General features: G+C 61.2%; 23 protein-coding genes and 1 riboswitch. Of the genes, 20 read left to right on the forward strand and 3 right to left on the reverse strand.

What is annotated here, in order from left to right; all coding sequences use genetic code 11:
- The 20 genes from ACL9RI_RS19370 to yacG all read left to right on the forward strand — a co-directional run.
- Positions 1 to 225 (forward strand): hypothetical protein (locus tag ACL9RI_RS19370; RefSeq protein WP_422728133.1); only part of this gene is annotated, 225 nt, incomplete at its 5' end.
- Between the two features lie 4 nt (positions 226 to 229).
- The gene (gene cobT / locus ACL9RI_RS19375) at positions 230 to 1,270 is read left to right on the forward strand and encodes a nicotinate-nucleotide--dimethylbenzimidazole phosphoribosyltransferase (protein ID WP_422728134.1); all 1,041 of its coding nucleotides are present in this window, start codon (positions 230 to 232) and stop codon (positions 1,268 to 1,270) included.
- A gap of 2 nt (positions 1,271 to 1,272) precedes the next feature.
- Entirely contained in the window at positions 1,273 to 2,079 is an 807-nt protein-coding gene (locus ACL9RI_RS19380; protein ID WP_422728135.1) for an adenosylcobinamide-GDP ribazoletransferase, read from the forward strand.
- 1 nt (position 2,080) lies between these two features.
- A complete protein-coding gene (locus ACL9RI_RS19385) occupies positions 2,081 to 2,635 on the forward strand; it encodes a histidine phosphatase family protein (protein WP_422728136.1) in 555 nt (184 codons plus the stop codon).
- Between the two features lie 44 nt (positions 2,636 to 2,679).
- A riboswitch (cobalamin riboswitch) is annotated at positions 2,680 to 2,915 on the forward strand.
- Between the two features lie 127 nt (positions 2,916 to 3,042).
- Positions 3,043 to 4,905, forward strand: a complete 1,863-nt coding sequence (locus tag ACL9RI_RS19390; protein WP_422728137.1) for a TonB-dependent receptor domain-containing protein — start codon at positions 3,043 to 3,045, stop codon at positions 4,903 to 4,905.
- 88 nt (positions 4,906 to 4,993) lie between these two features.
- On the forward strand, positions 4,994 to 6,019 hold the full coding sequence (locus tag ACL9RI_RS19395; protein ID WP_422728138.1) for a FecCD family ABC transporter permease: 1,026 nt from the start codon (positions 4,994 to 4,996) through the stop codon (positions 6,017 to 6,019).
- Positions 6,020 to 6,021: 2 nt separating this feature from the next.
- A complete protein-coding gene (locus ACL9RI_RS19400; protein WP_422728139.1) occupies positions 6,022 to 6,795 on the forward strand; it encodes an ABC transporter ATP-binding protein in 774 nt (257 codons plus the stop codon).
- Positions 6,792 to 7,424: a cob(I)yrinic acid a,c-diamide adenosyltransferase gene (cobO, locus tag ACL9RI_RS19405; RefSeq protein ID WP_422728140.1), complete on the forward strand. Its 633-nt coding sequence runs from the start codon at positions 6,792 to 6,794 to the stop codon at positions 7,422 to 7,424. The genes ACL9RI_RS19400 and cobO overlap by 4 nt, the downstream gene beginning before the upstream one ends.
- Before the next feature lie 7 nt (positions 7,425 to 7,431).
- Positions 7,432 to 7,998, forward strand: a complete 567-nt coding sequence (gene cobU, locus ACL9RI_RS19410) for a bifunctional adenosylcobinamide kinase/adenosylcobinamide-phosphate guanylyltransferase (RefSeq protein WP_422728141.1) — start codon at positions 7,432 to 7,434, stop codon at positions 7,996 to 7,998.
- Positions 7,992 to 8,945, forward strand: a complete 954-nt coding sequence (cbiB, locus tag ACL9RI_RS19415) for an adenosylcobinamide-phosphate synthase CbiB (protein WP_422728142.1) — start codon at positions 7,992 to 7,994, stop codon at positions 8,943 to 8,945. Before cobU ends, cbiB begins: the two co-directional genes overlap by 7 nt.
- Positions 8,938 to 9,930, forward strand: coding sequence for a threonine-phosphate decarboxylase CobD (gene cobD, locus ACL9RI_RS19420; RefSeq protein WP_422728143.1), 993 nt, complete (start codon positions 8,938 to 8,940; stop codon positions 9,928 to 9,930). Before cbiB ends, cobD begins: the two co-directional genes overlap by 8 nt.
- Positions 9,927 to 10,847 (forward strand): cobalamin-binding protein, encoded by a 921-nt coding sequence (locus ACL9RI_RS19425; protein WP_422728144.1) that lies wholly within the window; start codon positions 9,927 to 9,929, stop codon positions 10,845 to 10,847. The genes cobD and ACL9RI_RS19425 overlap by 4 nt, the downstream gene beginning before the upstream one ends.
- 5 nt (positions 10,848 to 10,852) lie before the next feature.
- Complete coding sequence (locus ACL9RI_RS19430; protein WP_422728145.1) at positions 10,853 to 12,307, forward strand: cobyric acid synthase; 1,455 nt, start codon at positions 10,853 to 10,855, stop codon at positions 12,305 to 12,307.
- A gap of 96 nt (positions 12,308 to 12,403) precedes the next feature.
- Complete coding sequence (locus ACL9RI_RS19435; RefSeq protein ID WP_422728146.1) at positions 12,404 to 13,888, forward strand: DHA2 family efflux MFS transporter permease subunit; 1,485 nt, start codon at positions 12,404 to 12,406, stop codon at positions 13,886 to 13,888.
- A gap of 75 nt (positions 13,889 to 13,963) precedes the next feature.
- Positions 13,964 to 15,160 (forward strand): type II secretion system F family protein, encoded by a 1,197-nt coding sequence (locus ACL9RI_RS19440; protein ID WP_422728147.1) that lies wholly within the window; start codon positions 13,964 to 13,966, stop codon positions 15,158 to 15,160.
- A 124-nt stretch (positions 15,161 to 15,284) separates the two neighbouring features.
- Positions 15,285 to 16,445: an acyltransferase family protein gene (locus tag ACL9RI_RS19445; protein WP_422728148.1), complete on the forward strand. Its 1,161-nt coding sequence runs from the start codon at positions 15,285 to 15,287 to the stop codon at positions 16,443 to 16,445.
- A 169-nt stretch (positions 16,446 to 16,614) separates the two neighbouring features.
- Complete coding sequence (locus ACL9RI_RS19450; RefSeq protein ID WP_422728149.1) at positions 16,615 to 17,484, forward strand: prepilin peptidase; 870 nt, start codon at positions 16,615 to 16,617, stop codon at positions 17,482 to 17,484.
- 5 nt (positions 17,485 to 17,489) lie between these two features.
- On the forward strand, positions 17,490 to 18,134 hold the full coding sequence (gene coaE, locus ACL9RI_RS19455; protein WP_422728150.1) for a dephospho-CoA kinase: 645 nt from the start codon (positions 17,490 to 17,492) through the stop codon (positions 18,132 to 18,134).
- Between the two features lie 123 nt (positions 18,135 to 18,257).
- Complete coding sequence (gene zapD, locus ACL9RI_RS19460) at positions 18,258 to 19,013, forward strand: cell division protein ZapD (protein WP_422728151.1); 756 nt, start codon at positions 18,258 to 18,260, stop codon at positions 19,011 to 19,013.
- A 19-nt stretch (positions 19,014 to 19,032) separates the two neighbouring features.
- Complete coding sequence (gene yacG, locus ACL9RI_RS19465) at positions 19,033 to 19,236, forward strand: DNA gyrase inhibitor YacG (protein WP_422728152.1); 204 nt, start codon at positions 19,033 to 19,035, stop codon at positions 19,234 to 19,236.
- A 48-nt stretch (positions 19,237 to 19,284) separates the two neighbouring features.
- Here yacG and ACL9RI_RS19470 read toward each other — a convergent pair whose 3' ends face one another.
- Genes ACL9RI_RS19470 through argJ form a run of 3 tightly spaced genes read right to left on the reverse strand, consistent with a single transcriptional unit; the run spans position 19,285 to position 21,802 of the window.
- Positions 19,285 to 19,704: an NUDIX domain-containing protein gene (locus ACL9RI_RS19470; protein ID WP_422728153.1), complete on the reverse strand. Its 420-nt coding sequence runs from the start codon at positions 19,702 to 19,704 to the stop codon at positions 19,285 to 19,287.
- Positions 19,704 to 20,567 carry an ATP-binding protein gene (locus tag ACL9RI_RS19475; protein ID WP_422728154.1) on the reverse strand — a complete coding sequence of 288 codons (864 nt, stop codon included), beginning with the start codon at positions 20,565 to 20,567 and terminating at the stop codon, positions 19,704 to 19,706. Before ACL9RI_RS19475 ends, ACL9RI_RS19470 begins: the two co-directional genes overlap by 1 nt.
- Positions 20,564 to 21,802: a bifunctional glutamate N-acetyltransferase/amino-acid acetyltransferase ArgJ gene (gene argJ, locus ACL9RI_RS19480; RefSeq protein WP_422728155.1), complete on the reverse strand. Its 1,239-nt coding sequence runs from the start codon at positions 21,800 to 21,802 to the stop codon at positions 20,564 to 20,566. Before argJ ends, ACL9RI_RS19475 begins: the two co-directional genes overlap by 4 nt.
- Positions 21,803 to 21,822 lie beyond the last annotated feature (20 nt).

Here is a 21,822-nt window from a genome sequence, read left to right on the forward strand (position 1 = left end):
AAAGCGTTGTGTTTGTCAGCTGCGAAGAAGGAAGAGTATGAAGCGTTTCGCACATTTCGTCAACCTTCTTTTTTCTCCGCTTCGTTCAGCATTTGCATGCGTCGTTCAGCGAGGGGGCGAATTATAGCCAAGGCACGCTCGCCCCGCAAGGGCTATTTCAGGGACTGGCCAATATTGCCTTGTGCTATCGTAGCGCTGGCAACTGCGCCGCCTCCTTTATCTTGATCCCATGCCTATCCCACACATCCTCCCTACCGCCAATTCCGCCCTGTCCAGCAAACTCGAACACGCCTTCAATAGCAAGACCAAACCCCTGGGCAGCCTGGGGCTGCTGGAAACACTGGCACGCCAGATCGGATTGATACAGCAAAGTACGCAACTGACCCTGCGAGATCCCGCCATCATCGTATTTGCAGCGGACCATGGCGTGGTGGACGAAGGCATTTCTGCCTATCCGCAGAGCGTGACCTGGCAAATGGTGGAAAACTTCCTGGGCAACGGCGCAGCCATCAATGTCTTCGCCCGCCAGAACAATAGCGCCTTGTATATAGTCGATGCGGGCGTGAAGCACGACTTCGGCCCGCGCGACGGGCTGATCGACCGCAAGCAAGGCCCAGGCACGCGCAACTTTGCCAGGGAACCGGCCATGAGCCGCGAACAATGCCTGGCAGCCCTGCAGGCGGGCATGGACCTGGTTGCCACGTTGGATGGCAATGTGCTGGGCTTCGGCGAAATGGGTATCGGCAATACGACCGCCGCTGCGGCACTGATGCACAAGCTGACGCAGACGCCGGTCGCGCACTGCGTGGGCGCCGGCACGGGCCTGTCTGTCGACGGCATCCTGCACAAGCAGAAGGTGATCGAGGCGGCCGTCGCGCATCATGCGGGTGTTACCGATCCGCTCGACGTGCTGGCCACCTTTGGCGGCTTCGAGATCGCCATGATGGCTGGCGCCATGCTGAAGGCCGCCGAACAGCGCATGATCTTGCTGATCGATGGCTTTATCGTCAGCAGCGCATTATTGGTTGCGGCCCGGCTGCAACCTGCCATCCTCGACTACTGCGTGTTTTCGCACTGTTCCGATGAACACGGCCACCGCCAGCTACTGGCCAGCCTGGCCGCACGCCCGCTGCTGCAGCTCGATTTACGCCTGGGTGAAGGCACGGGTGCCGCGCTGGCCTTGCCACTGCTGCACGCGGCTGTCAATTTCATGCGCGAGATGGCGACGTTCGCCTCGGCCCAGGTCAGCGAAAAATCCACGCCAGATTAACCATGATCAAGCCCGTCCATGCTCTCATCCACCAGTGCCGATTGTTTTTTATCGCGCTGCAGTTCTTCACGCGCTTGCCGATACCGCGCTGGGTAGGTTTTGAGCCTGACTGGCTGCAGCACGCGTCGCGCTATTTTCCGCTGGTGGGCCTGGCAGTGGCGGCGATTTCCAGCGCCGTGTATCTGCTGGCCAGCTGCTTCCTGCCATCGACGGTGGCCGTGCTGCTGGCCGTCGCCGCCGGCATCTACCTGACGGGCGCCTTCCATGAAGACGGCTTCGCCGACATGTGCGACGGTTTCGGCGGCGGTTATACGCGTGAGAGGGTACTGGAAATCATGAAAGACTCGCGCATCGGCGCGTATGGCGCCATCGGCATACTGTGCCTGCTGGCCATCAAATGCGTGGCGCTGGCCTCGCTGCCGCCTGCCGCGGTGGTGGCAGCGCTGCTGATTGCCCATCCACTGTCACGCCTGGCCGCCGTCTCGCTGATATGGTGCATGGACTACGCGCGCGATGAAGGCAAGGCCAAGCCAATGGCGCAATCGATGAGCACGGGAGAATTTACCATCGCCACCGTTTGCGGCTTGCTGCCCGCCATCGTGTGCGGCATTCTGGGGATCGTCGCCTGGAGTGCGCTGCTGATCGCCGCGCTGGTAGCGGCGGGCGCCGCGTGGTGGCTGGGCCGCACATGCCAGCGGCGCATCCAAGGCTATACGGGCGATTGCCTGGGCGCCGTGCAGCAAGTGGCGGAAGTGCTGATTTACCTGGCTATCCTGTCCAGCGTCCAGCCGCCCGTGCGCTTGTATTAGCATGCGCTTGATTCTTGTCCGCCACCCTGCACCGCAAGTGTCCAGCGGTATTTGCTATGGCAGCAGCGATGTGGCCGTTGCTCACCACGAAAGAGAAAAAGTACGGACCAGCCTGCGGCACCGCTTGCCGCCCCATATACCCGTCTACACCAGCCCCCTGCTGCGCTGCCTGGATCTGGCACAGCAACTAGCTGAAGACTTGTCCGCCAGCGCCCTGCATCTTGACACCCGCCTGGCAGAGATGGATTTCGGCACGTGGGAAATGCGGCCCTGGCACACCATTCCCCGTACGGAAATCGATGCCTGGGCAGCCGATCTGGCGCACTACCGGCCGGGCGGCGGCGAAAATGTGCTGGGCATGGCCACCCGGCTGCAGGCCTTTCAACACGATCTGTTGCGCGAACAACACGGTGTAGCCATCCTCATCTGCCATGCGGGCACCATCCGCCTGCTGACAGCGTTGCAGGCGCGTTTATCATTGGAAGAAACCGCCCTGCTGGCCGCCTCTTCTGCCCATAAAATCGACTATGGCACGACAACTGTCATCAACTTTTGATGATTGAATGTCAATCCTGACATTTCGGGTCAGGCCCTCTGCACGTATAATGGAGGGGTTTTGGTGCCCGCGCCCATGTCCATGAGCGCAGTTAAACGGGAAACACGATGCCGCAGTGCGGTGAACGTGTGCTGCCCCCGCAACGGTAAGCAAGTGTCATTCATCTCAAGCAGATACGAATGGCTAGCCATCCCTGACAACCACTGTGCCGATAACGGCATGGGAAGGTGGGATCGCCATACTTGCCAGCCCGGATACCGGCCAGGACAGGTGGAAGTGTGCGAACGGGGAGGTTTGCGATCCAAATGGCGAAGGCCATCTTCGATCGCCGTCCTCAGTTTCCCGCTTCTGTTCAATCTGGCCAACGGGGACGTAGGCCGGTTGCAAATTACTTACTGAAAATTATCATGACTCATGCTGTTTCCCGCCATGCGGCGCTCACGTCGCTCGCGCTAGCCATTGCTGCGCCTGCCGCCTTCGCCCAGACCACGCCCGACACTTTCGATCCTGTCGTCGTTACCGCCAACCGCTATCCGCAGCACCTGAGCGAAGTATTGAGCGATACCGTGACCATCAGCTCCGAAGAAATCGCGCGCTCGGGCGCCGGTTCGCTGGTCGATCTGCTGCAAAAACAACGCGGCATCGAAGTGGCCCGCAACGGCGGTCCAGGCACGGCATCGAGCGTCTTCATTCGCGGTGCAAACAGCAACCAGAATATCGTCCTGGTCGACGGCGTGCGCATCGGTTCGTCCACCCTGGGCACCGCCAACTGGAGCGCCCTGCCCCTGTCGAGCATCGATCACGTTGAAATCGTCTACGGCCCTGCAAGCACCATGTACGGCGCTGATGCAATCGGCGGCGTAATCCAGATCTTCACCAAAAAAGGCGACGGCCCGGCGCGCTTCTCCGCTTTCGCCGGCTACGGCAGCTACAACACCCGCCAGGCCGAAGCCAGCGTGGCTGGTAGCATCAACAATTTCAACTACTCGCTGACCGCAGGCAAGGAAAAGTCGGACGGCTTCTCGGCTTCCAAGCTGGGCGCATCGTCGTTCACCTACAATCCGGACAAGGACGGCTACGACAAACAAAGCGCCAGCGGCCAATTCAGCTACCAAATGGCCAAAGGCCACGAAGTCGGCCTGGTTTTCCTCAATTCGGAACTGAAGTCACAGTACGACGCAGGCCCAGGCTACGACGCGCGCAGCAACCAGAAGCTGGAAAACGTTTCGGTCTTCACGAAAAACCAATTCCTGCCGAACTGGACCAGCGAACTGCGCTACGCTGAAGCACGCGACAAGTCGGGCGACGACAGCAGCGCGGCATCGTGGGGCAAGAGCGAAATCGACACCAAGCAAACCGATATCACCTGGCAGCACGATATCCGTATCGGCAGCGACAATCTGCAATTGCTGGCTGACTATCGCAACGAAGACGTGATGTCGAGCAGCACGCCAGAAGTGAGCCGCGGACGCAATACCAAGTCCTACGCCGCTTCGTACAATATGGTACGCGGCGAGCACCTGGTCAGCATCAGTGCACGCAACGACGACAACTCGAAATTCGGCTCCCACAACACGGGCAGCGTCGCTTACGGCTACCGCTTCAGCAATAGCCTGCGCGCCAACGCCAGCTATGGCACCAGCTTCCGCGCCCCAACGTTCAATGAACTGTTCTACCCAGGCTATGGCCTGGCGTCGAACAAGCCGGAAACGGGCCGCAATGCGGAAATCGGCCTGCACTACAACGACGGTGTATCGCAGCTGAGCGCAAGCTACTACCACAACAAGGTCACCGACCTGATCGTCAACACCACCCCATGCCCTGATCCGACCTTCAACGGTACTTTTGGTTGCGCCTACAACGTCAACAAGGCGCTGCTGGAAGGCTTGACCCTGGCCGGCAGCCGCAAGTTCGGCGCGTTCAACATCAGCGGCAACATCGACCTGCAAGACCCACGCGATCAAACCAAGGACAAGCAGCTGCAACGCCGCGCCAAGAAACACGCGACTTTCAACGCCGACTATACCGCCGGTCCACTGACCGCGGGTACAGAATGGCAGTTGTCGGACAAGCGCTTTGACGATGCCGCCAACAAAAACACCCTGGGTGGCTATGGCTTGCTGAACCTGTACAGCACCTACCAGTTCACACGCGACTGGTCGGTGCTGGCACGCTGGAACAACATCACCAACAAGAACTACGAACTGGCACGCTTCTACGCAACGCCACGTTCCAACTTGTTCGTCGGCGTACGCTACGGCATGAAATAAACACCTTGTAATGAGGTAAGCTGCGGGCGGTGGCATGTCGCCATCGCCCGCAGCTGCAGTTCTGCAGTCCCCGAGTTAAAGGCAGTACATGCACCCATTTTTTCGCAATCTGCGCCACCGCGCCATCCTGATCCTCACGATGCTGATCGTATGCGCGATTGCCAGCCTGATTTTCTCCGGCATGACCGGCTCCGTAGCGATTCCGCTCGCCGACCTGCCTTCCGCCCTGCTCCACCTGATCCAGGGCAAAACCGATACCCTCGCCGCCACCCTGCTCGACCTGCGCCTGGGCCGCGCACTGACCGCCTTCGTCACCGGCGCGGCGCTGTCGCTGGCCGGCGTGATGATGCAGGCCTTGCTGCGCAACCCCCTCGCCGACCCCTATGTATTGGGCATTTCCGCCGGCGCTTCCGTGGGCGCCTTGGCGGCCCTGCTGTTCATGTGCGCGCTGTGGGTGGTCGATGCGGCTGCCTTTGCCGGCGCGGTCGGCATCTCCATGCTGCTGTACCTGTTTGCCCGGCGCGACCTGCGCGGCGGTACCGCGGCAGAAGGCGGCGCTTCGCTGTTGTTGCTGACGGGCGTGATCCTGTCGTCGGCCTGCATGGCCATCGTCACCCTGATGCTGTCGATCGCGCCCGAGAGCCGTTTGCGCAGCATGGTGTTCTGGATGATAGGCGACCTGTCCGGCGCACCCGCGCGGCTGATGCCCTGGCTGGTACTGGCCGCCGCCCTGGTGTTTGCGCTGCGCAGCGCGCGCGCCATGAATGTAATGGCACTGCATGCGGAAGCGGCAAGTACTCTGGGCGTGCGCGTGGGCGCACTGCGCAAGGGCCTGTTCTTTTGTTCCGGCCTGCTGACGGCCAGCGCCGTCACCAGCGCCGGCAGCATAGGTTTCGTCGGCCTGATCGTGCCGCATGCGCTGCGCTTTGCCTGCGGCCCTGACCACCGGCTGTTGATTCCGGCCGCAGCACTGGTGGGCGGCACTTTCCTGGTACTGGCCGATACCCTGGCGCGCACCGTGCTGGCGCCGCTGCAACTGCCCGTCGGCGTCATCACGGCAATGATAGGCGCGCCTGTCTTCCTGTACCAGCTGCACCGCTTGCGCCGGGGGTGAATATGATACGTACCGACCAACTGAATCTGAAAGCGGGCACGCGCACGCTGGTGGACAATTTAAACTGGAGCATCAGCGCAGGTGAATGCTGGAGCGTGATCGGCCGCAACGGCGCCGGCAAGAGCACCCTGCTGCGCACCCTGGCTGGCCTGCGCGAACCGGACACGGGCCATGTCACTATTCAAGGCCGCGCCCTGGGCGACTGGCCGTTGACGGAACTGGCGCGCGAACGGGCCTTTCTGGCGCAGGCGCGGCACGATGCATTTTCGTATAGCGTGATCGAGACAGTGCTGTCGGCGCGCCATCCGTATCACGACAACCATTACTGGGAAGGCAGCGACGACCAGCACCTTGCCCTCGCCGCACTGGCATCGATGGAAGTCGATCACCTGGCCGCGCGCGACGTGCGCAGCCTGTCGGGCGGCGAGCGCCAGCGCGTGGCGATCGCCGCCATGCTGGCGCAGGATACGCCGCTGCTGCTGCTCGACGAACCGGCCAATGCGCTGGACCTGGCGCACCAGGTCAGCGTGATGGGACTATTGGCAAAACTGTGCCGCGAACAGCATAAAACCGTGGTGATGGTGGGCCATGACCTGAACCTGGCGCATAGCGTCTCGACCCACTCGCTGCTGCTGATGGGCGACGGCGGCTGGCTGGCCGGCCCCGTAACCGAAATGATGCAGGCATCCATCCTGGGCCACTACCTGGGCCACCCGATCGAGATCATCGAACATGGCAAACGCAAGATATTCATACCGAAAGAGGACATAGCATGAGCGAGAACAAAACCATCGATGCAGAAACTGCCGCCATCAACGAACGCCACCGCGTGCGCATGGAGCGCAAGAAGGCCATCATCGATGCGGCCATCGCCAAGGCCGACAAGGAAATCGGCATCATCATCGTCAACACGGGCAACGGCAAAGGTAAAAGCTCCAGCGGTTTCGGCATGGCGATACGCGCCATGGGCCATGGCATGAAAGTGGGCGTGGTGCAGTTCATCAAGGGCGCCATGTCGACCGGTGAAGAAAAATTCCTGCGCCGCTTCCCCGATGAAATCAGTTTTCACGCCATGGGCGAAGGCTATACCTGGGAAACCCAGAACCGCGAGCGCGACATCGAAAAAGCGGAACTGGCGTGGCAGCAGGCGAAGACTTTCCTGGCTGATCCCAGCTACGGCCTGGTGCTGTTCGACGAACTCAATATCGCCCTCAAATACAAATACCTGGATGTACACAAGGTGATTGCCGACCTGCTGGAACGCCCGGCCATGCAGCACGTCGTCATCACGGGCCGCGGCGCACCGGAAGAACTGATCGCGATTGCCGACACCGTCACCGAGATGGCGGTCGTCAAGCACGCGTATGCGGCCGGCATCGGCGCGCAGGCCGGTACCGAGTGGTAACAGCGCCATGACGCGCACCCTGGTCTTCGGCGGCGCCCGTTCCGGCAAGAGCGCCTACGCCGAACAACTGGCCCGCAGCTCGGGCAAGCAAGTCACCTACATCGCTACCGCGCAAGCCGGCGATGGCGAGATGGCCACACGCATCGTCCACCATCGCCTGCAGCGCCCGGCCGATTGGATCACCTTGGAAGAACCGCTCTGCCTGGGCGAAGTCATCCTGCAGCAGGCGCGCCCCAATCGCCTGCTGCTGGTCGATTGCCTGACCCTCTGGCTGACCAATCTGCTGTTTTCCACTGGCGAGACGTATCCGGACGTGGGCGATATCGTCCTGCCCGAACGGTTTCACAGTGAACGCGCGCTGCTGCTGTACGCGCTGGCCGACCTGGAAGACAGCGGTTGCGACATCGTGCTGGTATCGAATGAAGTCGGCATGGGCATCGTGCCTTACGGCGCCATTTCGCGCTGTTTCACCGATGAAGCGGGACGTTTGAACCAGGCAGTGGCGGCCATCTGCGACAAGGCCATATTTGTCGCAGCCGGTCTGCCGCTACACCTGAAGGGCGGCGCATGCTGAGTGGCTTGTCCCTGCCCATGCTGGCCGCGCTGATGACGGCCGGCGTACTGCTCGACATCATCCTCGGAGAAACGCGGCGCTGGCATCCGCTGGTCGGCTTTGGCCGCCTCGCCAACGCTATCGAACGATTGCTGAACCGGGGCCGCGCACGCTTTGTGCGCGGTGCGCTGGCGTGGATGCTGGCCGTGCTGCCGATCACCGTGCTCACCGCCTGGCTATGCGGCTGGGCTGGCGCAGCGCTGCACGTATTTCTGCTGTATCTGTGCCTGGGGCTGCGCAGCCTGCGCGACCATAACCAGCCGATCGCCGATGCGCTGGCGCTCGATGATCTCGATAACGCACGCCTGCTGACGGCGCGCATCGTCAGCCGCGATACTACCAACGCCGACGCGGCCAGCCTGGCCAAGGCCAGCACCGAATCCCTGCTGGAAAACGGCAACGACGCCGTCTTCGGCACCCTGTTCTGGTTCGCAGTGGCGGGCGGCCCCGGCGCCGTGCTGTTCCGCCTGGCGAACACGCTGGACGCCATGTGGGGCTACCGCAACGAGCGGTTTGACTGGTTCGGCTGCTGCGCCGCACGCATCGACGATATCCTCAACTACCTGCCGGCGCGCCTGACGGCTTTGTCGTATGTCTTGCTGGGTAAAACCATGGCGGATAAAAAACGCGCGTGGTTTTGCTGGCGCACGCAAGCCCCCGCCTGGGGCAGCCCGAATGCAGGGCCCGTGATGGCCAGCGGCGCCGGCGCCCTGGGCTTGGCGCTCGGTGGCGACGCCATCTACGACGGCGTACTGGAAAGCCGCCCGCCGCTGGGCAGCGGACGCCCGGCCGAAGCACGCGACATCGACCGCGCCTGGCGGCTGGTGGCGGAAACGGCCGTGCTGTGGCTGATCTGGATGGCGCTGGCGGCGGGCCTGGTATATGTGCGCGGGGTCTTCCATGCTTGAACATGGCGGCAACCTGCGCGACGCGGCGCGCGAATATGGCCGGCCGCTGGCAGACTGGATCGACCTGTCGACCGGCATCAACCCGCACTGGTATGCAGCGCCAGCACCGAACGCCAACGCCTGGCACCGTTTGCCAGAAGCCGACCCCGCGCTGGCGGCCGCCGCTTGCACCTATTATGGCGCGCCAGCCATGCTGCCGGTGGCCGGTACGCAGGCCGCCATCCAGGCCCTGCCCCGCTTGCGGCCACCATCGCGCGTGGTCGTCGCCGCACCGTCGTATGCCGAACATGCGCACCACTGGGGACAGCACGGCCACCAGTTGTCGCAAGTGCCGTATGCGCAATTGGCCGGCGCCGTCGATAGCTGCGAGGTACTGGTGATCTGCAACCCGAACAATCCCACCGGAGAACGCATCGCGCCCGAATTGCTGCTGGCATGGGCCAGCCGGCTGGCGGCGCGCGGCGGCTGGCTGGTGGTCGATGAAGCATTCGGCGACACGGAAACGCAGGCCAGCCTTGGGCCGCATACGCACATGCCTGGCTTGATCGTGCTGCGCTCGGTCGGCAAATTCTTTGGCCTGGCCGGCCTGCGCCTGGGTTTTGTGGCCGCCCATCCTCGCTTGCTGGCACAACTGGCCGATTTGCTGGGGCCGTGGACCGTCAGCGGCCCGGCGCAGCAGGTGGCGCTGGCAGCGCTGACGGATACGCCATGGCAAACGGCCATGCGCAGCCGCTTGCAGCAGGAAGCTGCGCGGCTGCGACAACTGCTGGCCGCGCATGGCATCGCCAGTCAAGGCACGGATTTATTTCAATGGTGGCCCGAAGCACGTGCCGAAGACTTCTGGCGGCACATGGCGCAGCGCGGTATCTGGGTACGATTATTCCGCCAGGCCGCGCGCGGCATCCGCCTGGGACTGCCGCCCGACGATGCCACCTGGCACAGCCTGTCACAGGCACTCACCGCATGGAACAAGGACAACACATGAAACGCTCACATATCGCCGCCCTGCTGGCCACTTTCGCTACCATCACTTCCCTCAACGCGCACGCCGCCATCTCGGTGCGCGATGACGATGGCAATCTCGTCACCATCGACAAGCCGGCGCAGCGCATCCTGGCGCTGGCGCCGCACATCACGGAATTGCTGTTTGCCGCTGGCGGCGGCGACAAGATCGCCGGTGTCGTCAGCTACAGCGATTATCCGGAAGCGGCAAAAAAACTGCCGCAGGTGGGCGACAACCGCCAGTTCGACATGGAACGCATCATCGCCATGAAACCCGACCTGATCGTGGTCTGGATGCATGGCAGCGCCGAACGCCAGATCGCCATGCTGCGTCAGCTAAAAGTGCCGATCTTTCATAGCGAACCGCGCAAGCTGGCCGATATTCCCGACAGCCTGGAGCGCCTGGGCCAGCTGATGGGCACGGAAAGCGTGGCCAAACCCGTTGCGGCCCAGCTGCGCGGCCAATTGGCCAGCCTGACGGCGCGCTATGCGCAGCGCCCGCCCGTGCGCATGTTTTACCAGGTGTGGGACAAGCCGCTGTACACCCTGAGCGGGGCGAGCATCGTCAGCGACGCCATGCGCGTGTGCGGCGCGCAGAATATCTTCGCAGCCTTGAAGGTGGTGGCGCCCGTCGTCACACAAGAAGGCGTGCTGCAGGAAGATCCGGAAGCGATTTTCGGCACCAGTGAAAAGAGCGATCCGCGCAGCGAAGGCGGGTTGGCCATGTGGCGTGCCTTCCCGTCGATGAAGGCGGTGCGCAGCAATAACCTGTTCCGCCTGAATGGCGATTTGCTCAACCGCGCCGGCCCGCGCATGATCGAAGGCACGGCCGCCCTGTGCGAAAAAATCGAGCTGGCCCGTTTGCACCGCACGAATCCAGCGGCACAAAGCGCGCCATAAGCACCATGAGCACACCCTCGCTCTTTTCCACCCTGATGGTGCAGGGTACCACCTCGGATGCCGGCAAGAGCACCGTGGTCGCCGCCCTGTGCCGCTTGCTGAAACGCCGTGGCATTTCCGTGGCGCCGTTCAAGCCGCAGAACATGGCCCTGAACAGCGCCGTCACGGCAGATGGCGGAGAAATCGGCCGCGCCCAGGCATTGCAGGCGCTGGCGGCCGGCATCGCGCCGCACACGGACATGAACCCGGTGCTATTAAAACCGTCGTCGAACACGGGTGCGCAAGTGATCATCCATGGCAAGGTGCGCGCGGAAATGAACGCCCGCGACTACCAGCAATATAAAACCGTGGCGATGGGCGCCGTGCTGGAATCGCATGGACGCCTGCGCGCGCAGTACGAGGCTATCATCGTCGAAGGCGCAGGCAGCCCGGCCGAAGTCAATTTGCGGGCACGCGATATCGCCAATATGGGGTTTGCCGAAGCCGTCGATTGCCCGGTGATCCTGGTGGCCGATATCGACCGGGGCGGCGTGTTTGCCCATATCATCGGCACCCTGGCGTGTTTGTCCGACAGCGAACGGGCGCGCATCATCGGCTTCGTCATCAACCGTTTTCGGGGCGACATCTCGCTACTGACACCCGGCATCGAATGGCTGGAACAGCAGACGGGCAAACCGGTGCTGGCCGTGCTGCCGTATCTGCAAGGGCTATTCCTTGACGCGGAAGACGCCGTCGAAGCGACGCAAACGGAACGGGGGGCTTTCAAGGTGGTGGTGCCGCGACTGCCGCGCATCAGCAACCATACGGATTTCGACGCCTTGCGCGCCCACCCGGGCATCGACCTGCAATTCATCCAGCAAGGGCAAGTCATGCCGCCGGCCGACCTGGTGATCCTGCCCGGCAGTAAAAACACGCGCGGCGACCTCGATTGGCTACAGCAGCAAGGCTGGCCGGCCTACCTGGCCAAACACTTGCGCTACGGCGGCAAGGTGATCGGCATTTGCGGCGGCTTCCAGATGCTGGGGCTCGCCGTGCACGATCCGCTGGGCGTGGAAGGCATGGCCGGAAGCTCGCCAGGGCTGCGCTTGCTGGACATGACGACGGAGCTGACATCGGAAAAGCGGCTGGAGCAGGTCAGCGGCCACTGCGCGTTTGCCGATGCAAAAGTCGGTGGCTATGAAATCCATATGGGCGTGTCGCAAGGTCCGGCCCTGTCGATACCGGCCTTTGTCATCGATGGCCGGCCGGAAGGCGCCGTGTCGCCGGACGGGCAAATCCTCGGCAGTTATTTGCACGGCATGTTCGATACGCCCGGCGCCTGTTCGGCGCTACTGCGCTGGGCCGGGCTGGACTCGGACCTTACGGTCGATACCGCCGCCTTGCGCGAAGCCAGCCTGGATCGCATCGCCGATGCGGCGCAACCCTTGCTCGATGCACTGGACAAGTTAAACCAGGTTTAATGATCAAACGCGCACGGATGGCGGCGCGCAAGCGCCTTTTGTGTAACAATTCAGGGCACTGTTGGCTCCGTTCCAACCTTCTCAGGCTCCGCATCCATGTCCAGTTCTGCCGTTAAAAGCTACCTTCCCTGGGTAGTCGCCACCGCCCTTTTCATGGAGCAGCTCGACTCCACCATCGTCAACACCGCGATTCCCGCCATGGCCGCCAGCCTGAACGTGACGCCGCTGAGCCTGAAGGCGGTGGTCACCAGCTACATCCTGAGCCTGGCCGTGTGCATCCCCATCAGCGGCTGGATGGCCGACCGCTTCGGTACACGGCGCGTGTTTTCCGCCGCCATCGCCATCTTTACCATCGCTTCCATCCTGTGCGGCCTGTCCGTCAATTCGCCGATGCTGGTGGCGGCGCGGCTGCTGCAAGGGGTGGGCGCGGCCATGATGATGCCGGTAGGACGGCTGGCGATCATCCGCACCTTCCCCAAGTCGCAATTGCTGGCGGCCATGAATTTCGTGATTATCCCCGCCCTGATCGGTCCCTTGCTGGGGCCGACCGTGGGCGGACTGATCGTGCACTGGCTGTCGTGGCGTGAAATTTTCTTCGTCAACGTACCGGTCGGCCTGACGGCGCTGTACCTGGCGCACCGCTACATGCCTGATTATTACGGCGACAAGCAGCGCCCGCTGGACTTGATCGGCCTGGTGCTGTTCGGCACCGGTATCGCCTTGCTCTCCTGGCTGCTGGAAATTTTCGGCGAGCACAAGCTGGACCTCACCTCGGCCGCCGTGCTGCTGTTCATCTCCATCAGCCTGCTGGCCGCCTATGCCTGGCACTCGCGCGAAGTACTGCACCCGCTGCTGCGCCTGGCCCTGTTCAAGATCCGCACCTTCCGCGTGTCGGTGGTGGGCGGCTTCGTCACGCGTTTGGGCGTGGGCGGCCTGCCCTTCCTGCTGCCGCTGCTTTATCAGCTGGGCCTGGGCTTGCCGGCCTGGCAATCAGGCTTGCTGATGATGCCGTCGGCGGCCGCCGCCATGTTCATGAAATTCATTTCCGCGCGCGTGCTGGCCCGCTTCGGCTACCGCCAGGTACTGGTCATCAATACGGTACTGATCGGCGTCACCATCGCCATGTTTTCGCAAGTGGGCGCCAACACGCCGATTTATGTGATCGTCGCCATCAGCCTGTGCCTGGGCTTTTTCAATTCCCTGCAGTTTTCCAGCATGAATACCATCGCCTATGCGGACGTGGACAAGAGCGATTCCAGCATGGCCAGCACCATTGCCAGTTCGATGCAGCAACTGTCGATGAGCTTTGGCCTGGCCTTCGGTTCGCTGATCACCGGCTGGTTCCTGGGCGACATGCCGCAATCGGACCGGGTGCAGCTGACCAGTGCCTTGCACCACGCCTTCCTGGCCCTGGCGGCGCTGACCGTCCTGTCTTCGCTGACCTTCTGGACCCTGCGCCGCAACGATGGCGAAAGCATCAGCAAGGGTTCGGAGGGCGACGACGACGATGCAGACGAGGTCAAGGCCCAGGCCGTCGTGCAAACGGAAGTGCAGACAGCGAAGAATCAAACCGCAAACTGAGCCGCATCAAACCCGCCGGCGTACGCGCTGGCGGCTGTTACCCCGCCGGTGCTAAGGTGAGCGCTGGGGGCGCACATGACGGGAGAACGGCAATTTGCGTGGGTAGGTACTGACCGCCACGGCAAGCGCGTGCACGGCATGCTGCGCGCGGCCGATCCCGCCGCCGTCACCCTGGCCTTGCGCCGCCAGGGCATCCTCGCCACCCGCGTGCGCGCCCGCCGCCATGCACCGGGCAAGGCCATCACGCACAAGGATATCGCCCTCTTCACGCGCCAGCTGTCGACCATGATGGCGGCCGGCGTGCCCCTGCTGCATGCTTTCGACATCGCCGGCAAGGGCCACGCCAAGCCGGCCATCACCGAGCTGATGGCCGATTTGCGCCACGATATCGAGGCAGGCAGCAGCCTGCAGCAAGCGTTTCGCCAGTTCCCCAGGCTGTTCGACAGCCTGTATTGCAGCCTGGTGGCGGCTGGCGAGCAAGCCGGCATCGTGCAGGAATTGCTGGCGCGCCTGGCCACGCACCAGGAAAAAACCATCGCCCTGCGCCGCCAGTTACGCGGCGCCATCATGTATCCGCTGGCCATCGTGCTCGTTGCCGTCTTCGTCACGGCCATCATCATGAGCTGGGTCGTGCCCGCGTTTCGCCAGGTGTTCGACAGTTTTGGCGCCCCCTTGCCGCTGCCAACCTTGATGGTGATGGCCATCTCGGCTTTTTTCGTCCGTTACTGGCTGGCCATGCTGGCCGTGCTGGCGGCGCTTGTTTTACTGCTGCACCTGGCCTGGCGGCGTTCGCCCGCCCTACGCAGGCAAGTGCAATTGCAGGCGCTGCGTTTGCCCCTGTTCGGCCCGCTGCTGCGCTGCGCCGCCATCGCCCGCTGGACGCGCACCCTGGCTGCCATGTTTGCCGCCGGGGTACCGCTGCTCGACTCGCTGGCACTGGTCGGCGCCGCCTCCAACCATCCGCTGTACCAGGACGCCACCTTGCGCATCGAGCGCGAAATCCGCGCCGGCGGCAGCCTGGCCCTGGCGATGGATCACAGCGGCGTATTTCCCGAACTGCTGACGCAACTGGCCCTGATCGGCGAAGAATCGGGTGTGCTCGACACCATGCTGACGCGCGCGGCCGACATCATCGAAGCAGAAATCGCCGCCACCGTCACCATCCTGTCCTCGCTGCTGGAACCGGCCCTGATGGTGGTGCTGGGCGTGCTGGTGGGCGGGCTGGTGATTGCCCTGTATTTGCCGATTTTTAAATTGGGTGCGGTCATTTGACCGCAGGCAATACTTCACCCTCCAATACATCATCAAAAGTATCTTTACCGCGTTGACATGCGTTCTGTAGAGGGGCAGACTGCTGCGATACAAAAAACGTCTTATAAATAATCACTTTTTATACATGAAAATTCATAATAAGCTGGACTGGCTAGAAGCGCTCAGGGGGATTGCAGCCATTTTAGTCGTCTTGACACACGCCAGATACTTCATGTTCAACACCGTCAATTGGGACAAGGCCGAAGAATTCCTCAGGCCAGGAGCCATGGGTGTGGACTTGTTCTTCATCATTAGTGGCTTCATCATGGCTTACTCGACGAAAAACTCGGATGGCAGCCCGTCTTATGCCAAGACATTTGCGATCAAACGGTTCGCACGGATCTGGCCTGTTTACGTCGTCATGACCGTATGCTGGATAGGCGCAGAACAAAATATTTTCACTTATTTTAGTTCCACGGAAAATATCGTCCTGTTCTTGAAGAGTATTTTTTTCTTTCCTACCTCGATAAATAATCAACCATACTTCGGCGCGGTACTCCCCCTGGGCTGGACACTGGAATTCGAGATGTACTTTTATGCCATATTTTGCCTGTCCCTGTTTTTCAAGAAATGGCGCTGGCCGGTACTGTTTACATGGATGATCGCCACAGTCATGTTGCTCCCCATGCTACAAGAATCAAACCAGTCTTTTGATGTCATCAAGAATTTTTCATTCTCTTTCACCTACTTGAATCTGATGAGTAATCCGATTATTCTTGAGTTCCTGGCAGGCGTCGCCATCGGTCTGTTATATCTGCAGGATTGGGCCAAAATCAAGAACCCTATCATTGCCTATCACCTCCTGAGCCTGAGCATCGCGTTTACCATCTGGTTCAGCTACTCGCGGGTATCTGATTTTCACGGCCCCACAAAATGGGGAAGTGCACTGGCAATGACCGTGCTGGTCATCGCCATCGCCAGCAAAACCATCAAGTTTTATATTCCACCAGTATTGGTGTGGTTGGGTTCAATTTCTTTTTCCCTCTACCTCAGCCATACGATTACCCAGCACTATTTTGGTGTAATCATGCTCAAACTGGGAATGGAGCCGCATATGCACACGTGGGGTTATATTTTCATCACCACCGTAACAGCAATTTCGGTCGCAGCAGTCGTACATCGCTACCTGGAAAAAGCCCTTTCAGAATACATACGTAACAAATTGCTGACACTCCTGATCGGTCATAAAAAATCGCAGCACAGTGATCAAGGATACGCGGCCACGACTATCGTGGCTGAAAAATAATACAGATGTCGCGATGATGGTTATCGCGACGTTTTTACATACCGCCTTAACCTCACGCCGGAGGATAAATACTCTATACTGCCTCATCACTCAACGCCGCTTCAGCGACATGCTTAAACATTGATAGCGCGGCCATCAAACAGTCCATATCGGATTACGATTAAAAATAATGCTCCCAGACACCCTGCTGTTCGCCGCGCCCGGCAATCTGTTCGTCACCCTTGTCGCCGCCCTGTTCGGCCTGATCGTCGGCAGCTTCCTCAATGTGGTGATACACCGCATACCAAAAATGATGCAGCGCGAGTCCGATAACTATGTGGCGCTGGAAAGCGGTTTGCCTCCGCCACATACGGGGCGCTACAACCTGATGCTGCCGCATTCGCATTGCGGCGCCTGCGGCCACAAGATCACGGCGATGGAAAATATACCTGTCATCAGCTATCTGCTGCTGCGAGGCAAATGCCGCGCCTGCCAGGCGCCCATTTCGATACGCTATCCACTGGTGGAATTGTTGACAGCCGCCTTGTCGGCCGTACTCATCTGGCATTTCGGCAGCGGCTGGACAGGCCTGGCCAGCCTGGTGTTCCTGTGGCTGCTGATCTCCATGACCTTTATCGATGCCGATACGCAAATGCTGCCCGACGACCTGACCTTCCCCCTGCTGTGGGCAGGTTTGCTGGTCAATATCAATAGCACTTTTGTACCACTGCAAGACGCGGTGATCGGCGCGGCCGCCGGTTACCTGGCCTTGTGGAGCGTGTACTGGGCCTTCAAGTTGGCGACAGGCAAGGAAGGGATGGGGTATGGTGACTTCAAATTACTGGCGGCGCTGGGCGCCTGGCTGGGCTGGACGATGTTGCCGACCATCATATTATTGTCGTCCCTGGTCGGCGCCGTGGTCGGCATCGCCCTGATCGTGGCTGCCAGGCACGGGCGCGACAAGCCGATACCGTTCGGCCCTTACCTGGCGGCGGCAGGCTTGATCGCGCTCTTGTACGGTACGCCGTTGTCGCACTTTACACTGGCCCTGGTCAGCTAAGACATATGACTATCACGTCCTCTTATTTCAGCGTCGGCCTGACGGGCGGCATCGGTTGCGGCAAGAGCACCGTGGCCGACATGTTTGCCGCGCGCGGCGCCTCCATCGTCGATACCGACCAGGTCGCCCACAGCCTGACGGCGCCCGATGGCGCAGCCATGCCAGCCCTGGTGGCTGAATTCGGCTCTTCGTACGCCGATGCAAACGGCGCGCTGGACCGGGCCAAGATGCGCGCGCTGGTGTTTTCCGACGCCAGCGCCAAGGCCAGACTGGAAGCGATATTGCATCCACGCATACGTCAGGCCACCTTGACGGCGGCGGCCGAAGCGACGGGCAGTTACGTCATCTTTGCCGTTCCCCTGCTGGTCGAGTCCGGCGGCTGGGTCGAGCGGGTCAACCGCGTGCTGGTCATCGATTGTCTGGAAAGCTTGCAAGTGGCACGCGTGATGGCACGCAATAATTTGCCAGAAGAACAAGTTCGCGCCATCATGGCGACCCAAGCCACGCGTGCCATGCGGCTGGCGGCAGCCGATGATGTGATCGATAACAATGGCGATTTGGCAGCGCTGGAGCCGCAGATCGCCCAGTTACACGATGTATATATGGCATTTTCAAAAAGAATCACTGGAATGGGCTCGCAACGTTTGTAATTTGTCGACGCTTGGTTCAAAATCACGGAATTGTTTGCGGGTCCATAATCACCGCGTTTTCAGACGTACTTACAGCAACGGGCAAGATACCGTTTTGCCGGCTGTTACCAAAGGGATGTTATTTTGATTGTCTACGAATACCCTTTCAACGAACGCATACGTACGCTGTTGCGGCTGGAAGACCTGTACGACAAATTCAAGTTCTTTATCCAGCAAGAACATGCCATGCAACACCATGTTGCCTTGGCGACAATCTTCGACATGCTCGAAGTGGCCGGCCGCGCCGACCTGAAATCGGACCTGTTGCAAGAACTCGAACGCCAGCGTCAAAGCCTGCTCGGCTATCGCAGCAATCCCAATGTGGAACCGCATACGCTGGACGCGATACTGAGCGAACTCGACAGCGTGAGCGGTGCTTTGGTATCGGCGCAGGGCAAGACGGGCCAGAATATCCGTGACAATGAATGGCTGATGAGCATACGGGGCCGTACCATCATCCCGGGCGGCGCCTGTGAATTCGATTTGCCATCCTATTATGCGTGGCAACAACGCAGCTCGGAACAACGGCTGGCCGATATCCATGCCTGGTTTGCCCCGCTGGCGCCCCTGTTTGCGGCATTGGCCCTGGTGCTGCGCCTGCTGCGCGACTCGGGCGGCCCCGTCAAGCTGATCGCCAGCGCCGGCAGCTACCAACAAATGCTGCAAGGCAAGGTTTACCAGATGCTGCGGCTGACCCTGGATGAAAACAGCGGCGCCATCCCGGAAATCTCCGCCAACAAATACATGTTGTGGGTACGCTTCACTACCCAGGGCGGCGACTTGAAACCGAAGCCGCTGGAAGAGGATGTCCCCTTCGAGCTGACGCTCTGTAATTTTTAATTGATTTTATTGCATTTTTATGACCGTCGTTAATTGCCCTACCTGCGCCGCCAAAGTTGAATGGACGGAAGCCAACAAATTCCGCCCATTCTGCTCGGAGCGCTGCAAACAGATCGACCTGGGCGCCTGGGCCGAGGAAAAATACACGATCCCGGCCGCCAATCCGCTCGATGACGGACTCGAAGGCGATGACGCCAAAGTCACGCCCCATTCGCCCCATTAATACGTCAAGCGGCCTCTTGCGCAGCCCGGGCCGGGCCACGCAACGCAGCTAAACAGCGACTGTTTCCCGGCGCACCTCGTCCAGCCATTCCAGCAGAGGAATCGTAGCTGGCAGCAAGGGTTCCACGCCTACCGTACCCTGCCAGGCGAACGCCTGCCCTTCCAGGCTTTGCGGCTCGCCGCGCCAGTCGCGGCTGATGTAGAAATGCAGGCGCACATGGGCATGCGGATACACATATTCTACCCCGCACCAGGCTTCGGCGCTGTCGATCTGCAAGCCCAGTTCCTCGACAAACTCGCGTTTCAAGGCATCGAGGATGGTTTCGTCGGGCTCGACTTTTCCCCCAGGAAACTCCCAATACCCGTCATACGGCTTGCCGGCAGGGCGCTGGCCCAGCAGCACGTCGCCATTGGGCTTCATCAGGATACCGACGGCCACGTCGACCGGTTTGATCACTTTGTCAGTCATTATGGCAATTTCCCTGCGTAATCCCGTGCAAATTGCCAGGCCACCCGGCCCGAACGCGAGCCGCGCTGCAAGGCCCAGCGCAGGGCGTCGCCGCGCGCTTCGGTGATCTGTTCCGAGGTGCAGCCGAACGAGGACAGCCAATGGGCCACGATATCGAGATAATCATCCTGCTTGAACGGGTAAAACGACAGCCACAAACCGAAGCGCTCGGACAGCGAGATTTTCTCTTCCACCGTCTCGCCCGGATGCAAATCGCCATCGTCGTCCGTCTTGTAGCTGCTATTGTCGGACATGCGTTCCGGCATCAGATGGCGCCGGTTCGAGGTGGCGTAGATCAGCACATTGTCCGATTGCGCGGCAATACTGCCGTCGAGCGCCACTTTCAGCGCCTTGTAGCCGCCCTCGCCTTCTTCGAACGACAAGTCGTCGCAAAAGATGATGAAGCGCTCGGGGCGCGCCGCCACCAGCTCGACGATGTCGGGCAAGTCGGCCAGGTCAGCCTTGTCCACCTCGATCAGGCGCAAGCCCTGGCTGGCGAACTGGTTCAGACAAGCCTTGATCAGCGACGACTTGCCGGTGCCGCGCGCGCCCGTCAGCAGCACGTTGTTGGCCGGGCGGCCAGCGACGAACTGGCGCGTATTTTGTTCGATCTGCGCTTTTTGCGTGCCGATATTGTGCAAATCGTCCAACGCGATCGACGACACGTGGGCCACTGCCTGCAGATGGCTGACCGCGCCCTGACGGCGGCGCCAGCGGAACGCAAAGCTGCTCCAGTCTGGCGCAGGCGCCGCCAGCGGCAAGATCGCTTCCACGCGCGCCAGCAAGGCTTCGGCACGCAGCAGGAATTGATCGAGGGTGCTCATGAGCGGTAGTCGGCGTTGATCGACACGTAGTCGTGCGACAGGTCGCAGGTCCACAAGGTCGCTTGTGCTTCGCCGCGCGCCAGTTTGACACGGATGGTGATTTCGCTTTGCTGCATCACGCGCTGGCCGTCCTGCTCCTGGTAGTCCGGGTTGCGGCCACCATTCTTGGCCACCCACACGTCGTCCAGGTACAGGTTCAGTTTTTCCACTTCCAGGTCATCCACGCCCGCGTAGCCGATAGCGGCCAGGATGCGGCCCAGGTTCGGGTCGGACGCAAAGAACGCCGTTTTCACCAGTGGCGAATGGGCGATCGAATAGGCGATCTTGCGGCATTCTTCCACGTTGCGGCCGTCTTCCACGGTCACGGTCATGAACTTGGTCGCGCCTTCGCCATCGCGCACGATGGCTTGCGCCAGGAAGGTCGACAGCTCGGTCACGGCAGCGGCCAGTGCCGCGTATTCAGGCGAGTCGACACTGTCGATGCGCAAAGTACCGGCGCCGGTGGCGATCAGCATGAAGGAATCGTTGGTCGAGGTGTCGCCATCGATGGTGATGCAGTTGAACGATTGATCGGCCGCCTGCTTCACCAGTTGGTCCAGCACGCTCTGGGCCACGTTGGCGTCGAACGCCAAAAAGCCCAGCATGGTGGCCATGTTCGGCTTGATCATGCCGGCGCCCTTGCTGATGCCCGTCAGGGTGACCGTATGGCCGGCGATGGTGACCGTGCGCGAACCGGCTTTCGGCTGCGTGTCGGTGGTCATGATGGCTTCGGCGGCCGAAAACCAGTTATCGGTCGTCAATGCAGACACGGCTTGCGGCAAGCCGGCCACCAGGCGCGGCACCGGCAGCGGTTCCAGGATCACACCGGTGGAAAACGGCAGAATCTGTTGCGGCGTGCAGCCCAGCAGCCCGGCCAGCGCGGCGCAGCTTTCCTGCGCTGCGGCCAGGCCCTGTTCTCCGGTGCCCGCATTGGCGTTGCCCGTGTTGACCAGCAGCGCGCGGATAGGCGCGGCGCCCTGGGTTACGGCCGCCAGATTGGCCTTGGCCACCTGCACCGGGGCGGCGCAGAAGCGGTTCAGGGTAAACACGCCAGCGACGGTGGCCGTCGGCGCCAGTTTCAATACCAGCAAATCCTTGCGGTTCGGTTTCTTGATGCCTGCTTCGGCAACACCGATTTCAATGCCGGGAACGGCTTTCAAGTCGGCGGCGACGGGCTTGGGAGAATTGACGGCCATATGAGTTCTTCTGCTAGGGG

The sequence above is a fragment of the Janthinobacterium sp. Mn2066 genome (genome assembly GCF_049319705.1).
Taxonomy (GTDB): domain Bacteria; phylum Pseudomonadota; class Gammaproteobacteria; order Burkholderiales; family Burkholderiaceae_D; genus Janthinobacterium.

What these genes read in the sequence shown, in the direction of transcription:
- cobT (WP_422728134.1), top strand. Translation starts at nt 230, where the DNA reads ATGCCTATCCCACACATCCTCCCTACCGCCAATTCCGCCCTGTCCAGC.
- ACL9RI_RS19380 (WP_422728135.1), top strand. Translation starts at nt 1,273, where the DNA reads ATGATCAAGCCCGTCCATGCTCTCATCCACCAGTGCCGATTGTTTTTT.
- ACL9RI_RS19425 (WP_422728144.1), top strand. Translation starts at nt 9,927, where the DNA reads ATGAAACGCTCACATATCGCCGCCCTGCTGGCCACTTTCGCTACCATC.
- ACL9RI_RS19450 (WP_422728149.1), top strand. Translation starts at nt 16,615, where the DNA reads ATGCTCCCAGACACCCTGCTGTTCGCCGCGCCCGGCAATCTGTTCGTC.
- ACL9RI_RS19440 (WP_422728147.1), top strand. Translation starts at nt 13,964, where the DNA reads ATGACGGGAGAACGGCAATTTGCGTGGGTAGGTACTGACCGCCACGGC.
- ACL9RI_RS19435 (WP_422728146.1), top strand. Translation starts at nt 12,404, where the DNA reads ATGTCCAGTTCTGCCGTTAAAAGCTACCTTCCCTGGGTAGTCGCCACC.
- ACL9RI_RS19390 (WP_422728137.1), top strand. Translation starts at nt 3,043, where the DNA reads ATGACTCATGCTGTTTCCCGCCATGCGGCGCTCACGTCGCTCGCGCTA.
- cbiB (WP_422728142.1), top strand. Translation starts at nt 7,992, where the DNA reads ATGCTGAGTGGCTTGTCCCTGCCCATGCTGGCCGCGCTGATGACGGCC.
- ACL9RI_RS19445 (WP_422728148.1), top strand. Translation starts at nt 15,285, where the DNA reads ATGAAAATTCATAATAAGCTGGACTGGCTAGAAGCGCTCAGGGGGATT.
- cobO (WP_422728140.1), top strand. Translation starts at nt 6,792, where the DNA reads ATGAGCGAGAACAAAACCATCGATGCAGAAACTGCCGCCATCAACGAA.
- ACL9RI_RS19395 (WP_422728138.1), top strand. Translation starts at nt 4,994, where the DNA reads ATGCACCCATTTTTTCGCAATCTGCGCCACCGCGCCATCCTGATCCTC.
- argJ (WP_422728155.1), bottom strand. Translation starts at nt 21,802, where the DNA reads ATGGCCGTCAATTCTCCCAAGCCCGTCGCCGCCGACTTGAAAGCCGTT.
- ACL9RI_RS19470 (WP_422728153.1), bottom strand. Translation starts at nt 19,704, where the DNA reads ATGACTGACAAAGTGATCAAACCGGTCGACGTGGCCGTCGGTATCCTG.
- cobU (WP_422728141.1), top strand. Translation starts at nt 7,432, where the DNA reads ATGACGCGCACCCTGGTCTTCGGCGGCGCCCGTTCCGGCAAGAGCGCC.
- coaE (WP_422728150.1), top strand. Translation starts at nt 17,490, where the DNA reads ATGACTATCACGTCCTCTTATTTCAGCGTCGGCCTGACGGGCGGCATC.
- ACL9RI_RS19475 (WP_422728154.1), bottom strand. Translation starts at nt 20,567, where the DNA reads ATGAGCACCCTCGATCAATTCCTGCTGCGTGCCGAAGCCTTGCTGGCG.
- ACL9RI_RS19385 (WP_422728136.1), top strand. Translation starts at nt 2,081, where the DNA reads ATGCGCTTGATTCTTGTCCGCCACCCTGCACCGCAAGTGTCCAGCGGT.
- yacG (WP_422728152.1), top strand. Translation starts at nt 19,033, where the DNA reads ATGACCGTCGTTAATTGCCCTACCTGCGCCGCCAAAGTTGAATGGACG.
- cobD (WP_422728143.1), top strand. Translation starts at nt 8,938, where the DNA reads ATGCTTGAACATGGCGGCAACCTGCGCGACGCGGCGCGCGAATATGGC.
- ACL9RI_RS19400 (WP_422728139.1), top strand. Translation starts at nt 6,022, where the DNA reads ATGATACGTACCGACCAACTGAATCTGAAAGCGGGCACGCGCACGCTG.
- ACL9RI_RS19430 (WP_422728145.1), top strand. Translation starts at nt 10,853, where the DNA reads ATGAGCACACCCTCGCTCTTTTCCACCCTGATGGTGCAGGGTACCACC.